The organism is Bordetella petrii (assembly GCF_020991325.1).
Taxonomy (GTDB): domain Bacteria; phylum Pseudomonadota; class Gammaproteobacteria; order Burkholderiales; family Burkholderiaceae_B; genus Bordetella_A; species Bordetella_A petrii_E.
The window spans coordinates 1-10,266 of the sequence record NZ_JAJMLX010000161.1; the positions used below are offsets into that span (position 1 = coordinate 1).

A 10,266-nucleotide genomic window follows, 5' to 3' on the forward strand; every position below is an offset into this window, starting at 1 on the left:
GGCCGGAGGGAGACAAGTGAAGCCGCGCCGCGCCTTGCTGGCCGGGCTGCTGTGCGGCAGCCTGGCGGCCTGCAACCTGGCGCCGCCGCATCGCGCGCCCGATGTGGACATACCGGAGCAGTTCGCCGACCCCGATCCCGTTGTCCACGTGTACGCCCAGGACATCAGCTGGCAGCAGTTTTTCGGCGATGAACAGTTGAAGCGCCTGATCGCCCTGGGCCTGGAACGCAACCGCGACCTGGCGGCGGCCATGGCGCGCATCGAACAGGCGCGGGCCTTCTACCGCATCGAGCAGGCCAACCGGCTGCCGCGCGTGGATGCCGGCGCGGGCGCCAGCCGTACCCAGGCGCCCTTGTCCAGCGTGGACCCGGCATTCGCCGACGTGCGCCGCACCATCATCTTCGACCAGTACAACGCCCAGGCCATGGTCAGTTCGTTCGAACTGGACCTGTGGGGCCGGGTGCGCAACCTGAGCGAGGCGGCCAAGTACCAGTACCTGGCCACCGTGCAGGGCAAGCAGGCCTTCCGGTTGTCGCTGATCGCGAATATCGCGGCCACCTACTACGCCGCGCGGGCGGGGGAAGAGGGCATCGCCCTGGCCGAGAGTACCCTGGCCACCCGCAGCTACGCGCTGCAAGTGGCCCGGGACAGGCTGGACGCCGGCGTGACGTCTTCGGTGGACTACGAGCAGGCCGCTATCCTGCTGACCCAGGCGCAGACGCAGCGGGCGGAACTGCAGCGCACCACGGCGGAGCACTGGAACCGGCTGCGCGTGCTGGTGGGCGGCAGCCTGGACGAGGCCCCGCCGCGGCCCAACCCCATCGAACACATGGGCCAGTTCACCGCGCTGAGCGCGGGCCTGCCATCGTCTTTGCTGGTGTTGCGGCCCGACGTGCGCCAGGCCGAAGACCGCCTGCGCGCCGCCAACGCCAATATCGGCGCGGCCCGGGCGGCGTTTTTCCCGCGCATTGCCCTGACCGGCACCTTCGGCTATGCCTCCACCGAGCTGAACGACCTTTTTTCGTCCCACAGCGAAGTGTGGAGCTTCGGCGGTGTGCTGGGCTTGCCCATTTTCGACTGGGGCCAGCGGCGTGCCGGAGTAGACCTGGCGCTGGCGCAGCGCGACGAGCTGGCCGCCACCTACCAGCGCACCGTGCAGACGGCTTTCAGCGAAGTGGCCACCGCGCTGGAGCGGCGCAAACGCTACACCGACCAGTTGCAGGCCCTGGAAACCGCGGTGCAGGCCCAGCGGCGGCTGGCCGAGACGGCCGAACTGCGCTATCTGAATGGCATTTCGATTTATCTGGAAGTGGTGGACGCGCGCCGCAACCTGTTCAACGCCGAACAGCAGATGCTGCTGCTGCGCGCGGCGCAGCTGCAGAACGGCGTATCGCTATACGTTGCACTGGGAGGCGGAAATGACTAGGGTGCTGAAGAAAACCCTGAAGATAACGGCGCTGATCCTGGTGGTGGCCATGGTCACCTTGATCGGCTTGCGCTTGCTCGAGATCCAGCAAAGCCCGCCGCTGGGGCCCTGGCACACCTATGTGCCCGATGAAATGGATGCGGCACGGATCGACAAGACCGACTGGGATACCTATGTCCGGCACGAGCAGAAGTTGTTCCAGGATGTGCGGCAGAACGTCACCCAGAAGCTCGACGAAGACGAGAAGGTTGCAAGCAACCGCTATTTCGCCGGTTCGGTGGTCAACCCCGACCATTTCGCGCACGACTGGAACCGTTCTTATGTGCTGATGCCGCAGGGCGAGCCCGTGGGCGCGGTAGTGCTGCTGCACGGCCTGACGGATTCCCCGTACAGCCTGCGGCACCTGGCGTTCCATTACCAGTCGGTGGGCTACGCCGTCGTTGCCATCCGCATTCCCGGGCACGGCACCGTTCCCGCCGCATTGACGGAGTCGGTGTGGGAAGACTGGCTGGCGGCCACGCGCCTGGCGGTGCGCGAGGCGCGCCGCCGGGTTCCGGCGCCCAGGCCCCTGCACATGGTGGGGTTTTCGAATGGCGGCGCGCTGGCCATGATGTACACCCTGCAGGCCTTGGAAGACTCCAGCCTGGCGGCACCGGATCGCCTGATCCTGATTTCCCCCATGATAGGCATCACACGGTTCGCGCGGTTTGCCGGGCTGGCTGGCCTGCCGGCCATATTGCCGGCGTTTGCCAAGGCCGCCTGGCTGAGCATCGTGCCGGAATTCAACCCGTTCAAGTACAACTCTTTCCCCATCAACGCGGCGCGCCAGTCATATCAGTTGACCATGGCCCTGCAGGACAGGCTGGCCGCGCGCCAGCGCGACGGCGGCCTGGCGAGACTGCCCCCCGTCATCAGCTTCCATTCGGTGCTGGATTTCACCGTCAGCACGCGGGCGTTGATCAACGCGCTGTACGCGCGCCTGCCCGAAAACGGCAGCGAACTGGTGCTGTTCGACCTGAACCGCGCCACCAAGCTGGGGCCCTTGTTCCGCCGGGGCGTGGAATGGGCCATGGCGGGCACCTTGCCTGGCGAGCGGCGCAACTACCGGCTGACGATAGTCACCAACGTCAATACCGCGTCCAACGACATGATCGAGCGGGTCACCGAGGCGGGCTCGACCGAGATCGTCGAGCGTTCCATCGGGTTGAGCTATCCGCGCGAGATTTACTCGCTGTCGCACGTGGCACTGCCGTTTCCCACCAACGACGCGCTTTATGGCCAGCATCCCGACAATATCGAGGAATTCGGCATCAGCCTGGGAGCCGTGTCGATGCGGGGAGAAGTGGGCGCCTTCGTGATCGGCATGGATTCCCTGGCCCGTCTGACATCCAACCCGTTCTTTCCCTACATGCTGGGACGTATTGATGGAGTCATTCCACGATGATGAGCCGGCAGCCTGACAGCACGCCCACCGTACTGTTCGTCATTTGCGCGATCCTGGTCCTGGGGCTGATGTACCTGGCCAGCCCGGTATTCGTGCCGCTGGCGTTCGCGCTGTTCATGCTTGCGCTGGTTGCGCCGGCACGGGCCTGGCTGAACCGCCGCATGCCCGCGTGGCTGGCGGCGCTTGCCACCCTGTTGCTGACCGCGGCCGGCGCCGCGGTGTTCCTGTCCCTGGCCGGTTGGGGGTTCGGGTTGATCGCGCAATGGATGCTGGGCAACGCCAACCGCTTCCAGCGCCTGTTCAGCCTGGAAACGGAAAACCTGCATCCGCATGGCGCGTTGCTGGTACGCATGTTCCTGGACAGTTTCAATGTTTCGTGGCTGGTGCGGCTGGTGCAGGAAGTGGCCCTGCGCATCAACAGCATGCTGGGGCTGGCCTTCCTTACCATCATCTTTATTGCGCTGGGGCTGTTCGAACTGGACGAAGCGCCCGCGCGGCTTGAGAAACTGCTGGGCCCCCAGCGTAGCCGCGACTGGCTGCGCGGGGCCGCCCAGATCGCCGCCAAACTGCGCCGCTATATGTGGATACGCACCATCGCCAGCGTGCTGACCGGCCTGACCGTATGGCTGTTTGCCATGTACGCGGGGCTGGAACTGGCCACCGCGTGGGGCGGCCTGGCGTTCCTGCTGAACTATATCCCGTTCCTGGGGCCATTCGTGGCCACGGTATTCCCCGCGTTATTCGCGTTCGGCCAGTATGAATCGCTGCAGGCCAGCCTGGCCGTGTTCCTGGTGCTGAATTTCATCCAGATTGCCTACGGCTGCTACCTGGAGCCGCGGCTGGCCGGCAACGCCTTGTCGCTGTCGCCGCTGATGGTGATGCTGGCGGTGTTCTTCTGGGGGTTCGTATGGGGCATACCGGGCACGTTCATCGGGGTACCGCTGCTGATCGCCTGCACGACGGCGTTCAGCATTTCTTTCAACCGCACCGGAGCCGTCCGCCATGAAACCGACTGACCGACGCTAGCCGTCCCGGCACGCCATTACCTGTGCTTATCTCTTTAGCCGAGGTGAATGATGGAAAACAGTACTGAAAAGAAGTTGGGTTTGATGGCCCTGACGGGCATGGTAGTGGGATCGATGATCGGGGCGGGGATATTTTCCTTGCCCCGCACCTTCGGCGGCGCCACCGGCATCATCGGCGCACTGATCGCGTGGGCCATCGCCGGCGCGGGCATGTATACGCTGGCCCGCGTGTTCCAGAGCCTGGCCGAGCGCAAGCCCGACCTGGACGCCGGTGTGTTCGCCTACGCCAAGGCCGGGTTCGGCGACTATCTGGGTTTCCTGTCGGCGTTCGGCTACTGGATAGGCAGTTGCATCGGCAACGTGTCGTACTGGGTGCTGATCAAGTCGACGCTGGGCGCATTCTTTCCGGTGTTCGGCGACGGCAATACCGTCATTGCCATCGCGGCGGCGTCGGTGGGCATCTGGCTGTTCCATTTCATGATCCTGCGCGGCATCCAGCAGGCCGCCTTCATCAATGCCGTGGTGACGGTGGCGAAGGTCATCCCCATCGTCCTGTTCATCATCATGTTGCTGATTGCATTCAAGGTGGATTTGTTCCGGGCCAACTTGTGGGGCGCCTCGGGCGCCGAAGGCTACAGCTTGTTCGAGCAGGTGCGCCTGACCATGCTGGTGACGGTGTTCGTCTTCCTGGGCATTGAAGGGGCCAGCGTGTATTCGCGCTTTGCCTCGCAGCGCTCGCACGTCGGCGTGGCCACATTGATCGGTTTCGTCACCGCGCTGTGCCTGATGGTGCTGGTAAGCCTGCTGCCCTATGCCGTGATGGAGCAGGGCGATATCGCGGGGCTGCGGCAGCCGTCCATGGCCGGGGTGCTGGCCAGCGTGGTGGGGCCGTGGGGCGCGGTGTTCATCAGCCTGGGCCTGCTGATTTCCGTGCTGGGCGCCTACCTGGCCTGGTCGCTGATCTGCGCCGAAGTGCTGTTTGCCGCGGCGAAGAACGACGACATGCCCAAGGCCTTCGCGCGGACCAACAAGAACGGCGTGCCGGCCGTGGCGTTGTGGGTAACCAACATCATAGTGCAGTTGTTCGTGATCAGCACGTATTGGTCGAGCGATGCGTTTGCCCTGATGCTGAGCCTGACCAGCGCCATGTCGTTGATTCCCTACCTGCTGGTGGCGGGCTTCGGCTTCATGCTGGCGCGCAGCGGCGAAACCTACGAGGCCGGCGTGGGCCGCAACCGCGACCTGACGCTGGCGGGCATCGCCGTGGTGTACACGGCTTTCATGATACTGGCGGGCGGACTGAAGTTCGTGCTGCTGTCCGCGCTGCTGTACGCGCCCGGCTCGGTCTTGTATTACTGGGCGCGGCGGGAGCAGGGCCGGCGCCTGTTCACCTCTGTGGAACTGGTGATTTTCATCGTGGCCTGGATAGGTTGCATCGCTGCCATCGTGGGCCTGGTTCGTGGTTGGATTGTTATTTAACTGAAGGAGTTTGCCATGGCTGAGAACCTAGCATTTGGCGTGCATTCCGAGGTAGGGCAATTGCGCACCGTGATGGTGTGCGCGCCCGGGCGGGCGCATGAAAGACTGACCCCGTCCAACTGCGATGCACTGCTTTTCGACGACGTGCTTTGGGTAGATAACGCGAAGCGCGATCATTTCGACTTCATGACCAAGATGCGCGACAGGGATGTCGAGGTGCTGGAGATGCACAATCTCCTGGCCGAGACGCTGGAAGTGCCCGAGGCCAAGAAGTGGATACTGGACAACCAGGTGGTGGCGAACCAGGTGGGCCTGGGGCTGCTGGACGAGATCCGCGGCTATCTGGACGGACTGCCGGCCCGCAAGCTGGCCGAGACCCTGATCGGGGGCCTATCGACCGAAGAATTTCCGGAATCGATAGGTGGCGAACAGCTGGCGCTGATCCGAGAGGCCGCGGGTGTCACCGAATACCTGCTGCCGCCCCTGCCGAATACGCTGTACACGCGCGACACCACCTGCTGGATTTATGGCGGGGTGACGCTCAACCCGCTTTACTGGCCGGCGCGCCACGAAGAAACCATCCTGACCTCGTCCATCTACAGATTCCATCCCCGGTTCGCGGGCAAGGTGAACGTATGGTGGGGCGACCCGACGGCCGACCACGGGTTGGCCACCCTGGAGGGCGGCGACGTCATGCCCATCGGCAACCGCACGGTGATGATAGGCATGAGCGAGCGCACCTCGCGCCAGGCCATCAGCCAGCTGGCCGCCTCGCTGTTCGAGAAGAACGCGGCCGACCGGGTGATTGTGGCGGCCATGCCCAAGCTGCGCGCGGCCATGCACCTGGACACGGTGCTGACCTTCGCCGACCGCGATTGCGTGCTCATGTATCCGGATATCGTCAACGGCATCCAGGCCTTCTCGTACCGGCCCGGCAACAAGCCGGGACAGCTCGAGCTGCACAAGGACAAGGGCTCGCTGGTGGATACCATCGGCGAGGCCCTGGGTATTCCGAAAATGCGGGTGGTGGAAACCGGCGGCAACGCCTATATGCGCGAGCGCACCCAGTGGGACAGCGGCGCGAACCTGGTGTGCATTTCGCCGGGCGTGGTACTGGCCTACGACCGCAATGTGTACACCAATACCATGCTGCGCAAGGCCGGCATCGAGGTCATTACCTTCGTAGGCGCCGAGCTGGGCCGCGGGCGGGGCGGCGGGCACTGCATGACATGCCCCATTGCGCGCGACGCCGCCGAGTAGGAGGATGAGCGGCGCAGGAATGCGGAACGGCGGGGCGCATTCCTGCACCGGCATGGATGCGTCCAAGGCCGCCAACCGCCGGATCTAGCACCGGGAGAACGCCGTGAACGATCAGACCAAGCTGTCGCGCATGGCCCTGGCCGCCATGGTGGTGGGTTCCATGGTCGGGGCAGGCATTTTTTCGCTGCCCAGCGTATTCGCGCGCAACACGGGGCCCTTGGGCGGGCTGGTCGCCTGGGCCATCGCCGGCACGGGCATGCTGACGCTGGCCATGGTGTTCCAGTTCCTGGCCCGCCGGCGCCCTGAACTGGATTCAGGCATTTTCATCTACCCCAAAGTGGGGTTCGGCCGCTATATCGGGTTCCTGGCGGCGCTGGGATACTGGACCGCGGCCTGCCTGGGCAACGTCAGCTACTTCGTGATCTTCAAGGCCACGCTGGGCGCGGTGGTGCCTTTTTTCGGCGACGGCGATACGCTGCCGGCGGTACTGGTGTCATCGGTATTGCTGTGGGGTACGCATTTCGCCATTCTTTCGGGCATCAAGCAGGCCACGGGCATGAACACGATCGTGACCATTGCGAAAATCGTGCCCATCATTATTTTCATCGCGATCGTCGCCTTGGCGCTCGACATGGACGTGCTGCGCGCCAACCTGGCCGAAGCGGCGGGGCCTTACCAGGGCAGCCTGCTCCAGCAGGTGCAGGGCACCATGCTGGTGACCGTGTTCGTGTTCCTGGGGGTGGAGGGCGCCAGCGTGTATTCACGCTATGCCAAGCGCCGCGACGACGTGGCCTGGGCCACAGTGCTGGGCTTTCTGCTGGTGCTGGCGCTGCTGGTGTGCGTGACCCTGCTGTCATACGGCGTGCTGCCGCGCGCGGAACTCGCCGGCCTGCGCAATCCGTCGATGGCGGGCGTGTTGCGGTCGGTGGTGGGGCCGTGGGGGTCCTTGCTGGTCAGCATAGGTTTGATGGTGTCAGTGGCCGGGGCCTACCTGTCCTGGATACTGCTGGCCGCCGAAGTACTGCACGCCGCGGCCCGCGCCCAGACCATGCCGGCCTTCCTGGGCACGCAGAACCGGCACGGCGTGCCCGCCGCGGCGCTCTGGCTCAGCAACGGCATTGTACAGCTTTTCCTGATCGGCACTTTGTTTACCAACGATACCTTCGTGCTGATCAAGAACATGGCCAGCGCCATGAGCCTGGTGCCTTACTTCTTCGTGGCCGCCTTCGGGCTGTTGCTGACCACCCGCGGCGAAACCTATACAGGCTGGAGCCGGCGCCGCGGTTTCGAGTGGTTCATCGCCGCGGTGGCCACCGTATATTCACTGGGCATGATCCTGGCCGGCGGCTTCGACTATTTCGTGCTGTCGGCGCTGATCTACGCGCCGGGCACGCTCCTGTTCGTGCTTGCCCGCCGCGAACAGCGGGGCCATGTCTTCGCGGGCTACGAGTGGCCCATTCTGGGACTGGTGCTGCTGGGGTTTGCGGTGGCGTTCGCACGGGTCTTCGTGCACGGCGGTTCGGCATAGGCCGGCCCCATCCAGGCAGGCACACATATGATGATCACCGGCGATCTTGCCACGGTCCTGGCCCTGCTGGGCGGAGCCATCTCCTTGTTCCTGCTGGGGCGCCCGCGGGCCGACGCGGTGGCGCTGATCGCCATGGTGCTGCTGCCGCTGACCGGGGTGATATCGGTCCGGGAGGCCCTGGCAGGGTTCTCGAATCCCAACGTGATCCTGATCGGCTGCCTGTTCATCATAGGCGAGGGCCTGGTGCGCACCGGCGTGGCCCAGCACGTGGGCGACTGGCTGCTGCGCCACGGCGGGCAAAGCGAGGCGCGCCTGCTGGTGCTGCTGATGGCCGTGGTGGCGATGATGGGATCCATCATGAGCACCACGGCGGTGGTGGCCATTTTCATTCCCATCGTGCTGCGTGTCACGCAGCAGGCCGAGATGTCCAGCCGGCGCATATTGATGCCCATGGGAATGGCGGCCATGATCAGCGGCATGCTGACCCTGGTGGCCACCACGCCCAACCTGCTCATCAACAGTGCCCTGGTCTACGACGGCTACCCGGGATTCAGCTTTTTCGAATTCACTCCCATCGGTATCGTGGTACTGGCGGCGGCGATTGTGTATATGCTGGGCGTGCGCCGCTTCCTGGGCGACGGGCGCGCCAGCCGCCAGGCCAGCCGCCCCAGCATGGGCGACTGGGCCACCCGCTACGCCTTGCAGGACAGGGCCTATCGCCTGAGAGTCGGCCCGCAATCCGACCTGGTGGGGCGCAGCCTGGGCGCCTGCGGCCTGGACGTCAACCCGCAGGCCTGCGTGGTGGCCATCGAACGCAGCGCCAGGTTCGCCCGCGCCGTGCTGCAGGCCACCGCCGACTGCGTGATGGAGGAGGGCGACATCCTGCTGCTGGACGTCGAGGCCGCCTCGTTCGACATCGCGCAGTTCGGCGCGCAGCACGGCCTGGAGCCGCTGCCCATGTCGGGGGCCTACTTCCTGGACCAGGCCCGCGATGTCGGCATGGCTGAAGTCATCGTCCCGCCGGAGTCCAGGCTGGTGGACGCGCATCCTCGCAGCTCGCCGACCTTGAAGCAGCATGGGCTGGCGGTGGTGGGGGTATGGCGAGGCCGGAAGGCGCTGCGCGACCTGCACGGCATCCGCATCCGGGTAGGGGACACGCTATTGGTGGTGGGGCCCTGGAAGGCCATATTCTCGATGCAGGCCGAGGAGCACGATCTGGTCAGCCTGGCGCTGCCGGCGGAAACCGACGCGCTGGTGCCGTTGCCGGAAAAGGCCCCCCATGCCCTGTTCGCGTTGGCAGTGGTGGTGCTGCTGATGCTGACGGACTGGCTGCCCAATGTGATGGCGGGCCTGATAGGCTGCTTGCTGATGGGCTTGTTTGGATGCATGTCGCTGGACGTGGCGTATCGCTCTATCAGTTGGCGCAGCCTGTTGCTGATCATCGGCATGCTGCCGTTCGCGGTGGCGCTGGAACATAGCGGCGGGGTCGACCTGGCGGCCGACCTGCTGCTGCATGTGGCCGGGCCATGGGGCATACATGCCCAGCTGGCCATCGTGTTCCTGGCAACGGTCAGCCTGGGCATCGCCATATCCGGAACCGCCACCGCCGTGCTGATGGGGCCAGTGGCCATCAGCCTTGCCGAGATGCTGCACGCCTCGCCGCAAGCCTTTGCCATGACCGTGGCCATAGGCGCATCCGCGGCCTTCATGTCGCCGATCTCCACGCCATCCAACGCGCTGGTCAGCGTGGCGGGACGCTATACCTTCGGCGACTATCTCAAACTGGGCACGCCGCTGATGGTAATTGCGCTGCTTGCCACGATTGCGCTGGTGCCCGTGCTGTTCCCGTCCTGAATGCCGCAACTGGCACTATAGCGGCGCCACCCGCATGATGTTGCCCTGCGTCACCACCTGCACCCGCTGGCCCACCGACAGCGGCACGTCGGCCTCTTGCGCCACCACCCGGGATGTGCCGTTGTCCAGGCTGACGGTCACTTCCAGCCCTTGCCTGCGGCTGCGCGCATTTTCCACCGCATTGCCCGCCATGGCGCCGCCGATGGCGCCGCCCACGGTGGTCAGGCGGCGTCCGGACCCGCCGCCCACC

The 10,266-nt window shown here is 65.2% G+C and carries 7 protein-coding genes and 1 pseudogene; 7 read left to right on the forward strand and 1 reads right to left on the reverse strand.

The window, feature by feature from the left end:
- The first annotated feature begins 16 nt into the window (after positions 1–16).
- The 7 genes from LPZ50_RS15900 (at position 17) to LPZ50_RS15930 (ending at position 10,016) form a co-directional block, all read left to right on the forward strand.
- Positions 17–1,426 (forward strand): efflux transporter outer membrane subunit, encoded by a 1,410-nt coding sequence (locus LPZ50_RS15900; RefSeq protein ID WP_230662485.1) that lies wholly within the window; start codon positions 17–19, stop codon positions 1,424–1,426.
- Positions 1,419–2,870, forward strand: a complete 1,452-nt coding sequence (locus tag LPZ50_RS15905) for an alpha/beta hydrolase (RefSeq protein ID WP_230662475.1) — start codon at positions 1,419–1,421, stop codon at positions 2,868–2,870. The genes LPZ50_RS15900 and LPZ50_RS15905 overlap by 8 nt, the downstream gene beginning before the upstream one ends.
- Complete coding sequence (locus LPZ50_RS15910) at positions 2,867–3,886, forward strand: AI-2E family transporter (RefSeq protein ID WP_230662477.1); 1,020 nt, start codon at positions 2,867–2,869, stop codon at positions 3,884–3,886. Before LPZ50_RS15905 ends, LPZ50_RS15910 begins: the two co-directional genes overlap by 4 nt.
- Before the next feature lie 60 nt (positions 3,887–3,946).
- Positions 3,947–5,374: a basic amino acid/polyamine antiporter gene (locus LPZ50_RS15915; RefSeq protein WP_230662487.1), complete on the forward strand. Its 1,428-nt coding sequence runs from the start codon at positions 3,947–3,949 to the stop codon at positions 5,372–5,374.
- 15 nt (positions 5,375–5,389) lie between these two features.
- Positions 5,390–6,634 carry an arginine deiminase gene (gene arcA, locus LPZ50_RS15920; protein ID WP_230662479.1) on the forward strand — a complete coding sequence of 415 codons (1,245 nt, stop codon included), beginning with the start codon at positions 5,390–5,392 and terminating at the stop codon, positions 6,632–6,634.
- Between the two features lie 103 nt (positions 6,635–6,737).
- The gene (locus tag LPZ50_RS15925) at positions 6,738–8,162 is read left to right on the forward strand and encodes a basic amino acid/polyamine antiporter (RefSeq protein WP_230662481.1); all 1,425 of its coding nucleotides are present in this window, start codon (positions 6,738–6,740) and stop codon (positions 8,160–8,162) included.
- Between the two features lie 27 nt (positions 8,163–8,189).
- A complete protein-coding gene (locus tag LPZ50_RS15930; RefSeq protein ID WP_230662483.1) occupies positions 8,190–10,016 on the forward strand; it encodes an SLC13 family permease in 1,827 nt (608 codons plus the stop codon).
- A gap of 15 nt (positions 10,017–10,031) precedes the next feature.
- Here LPZ50_RS15930 and LPZ50_RS15935 read toward each other — a convergent pair.
- Positions 10,032–10,266, reverse strand: a pseudogene (locus tag LPZ50_RS15935) (hypothetical protein); the annotation flags it as partial.

Excerpts from the sequence above, each read along its gene's own strand:
- LPZ50_RS15905 (WP_230662475.1), top strand. The coding sequence starts at position 1,419 with ATGACTAGGGTGCTGAAGAAAACCCTGAAGATAACGGCGCTGATCCTG.
- LPZ50_RS15910 (WP_230662477.1), top strand. The coding sequence starts at position 2,867 with ATGATGAGCCGGCAGCCTGACAGCACGCCCACCGTACTGTTCGTCATT.
- LPZ50_RS15915 (WP_230662487.1), top strand. The coding sequence starts at position 3,947 with ATGGAAAACAGTACTGAAAAGAAGTTGGGTTTGATGGCCCTGACGGGC.
- arcA (WP_230662479.1), top strand. The coding sequence starts at position 5,390 with ATGGCTGAGAACCTAGCATTTGGCGTGCATTCCGAGGTAGGGCAATTG.
- LPZ50_RS15930 (WP_230662483.1), top strand. The coding sequence starts at position 8,190 with ATGATGATCACCGGCGATCTTGCCACGGTCCTGGCCCTGCTGGGCGGA.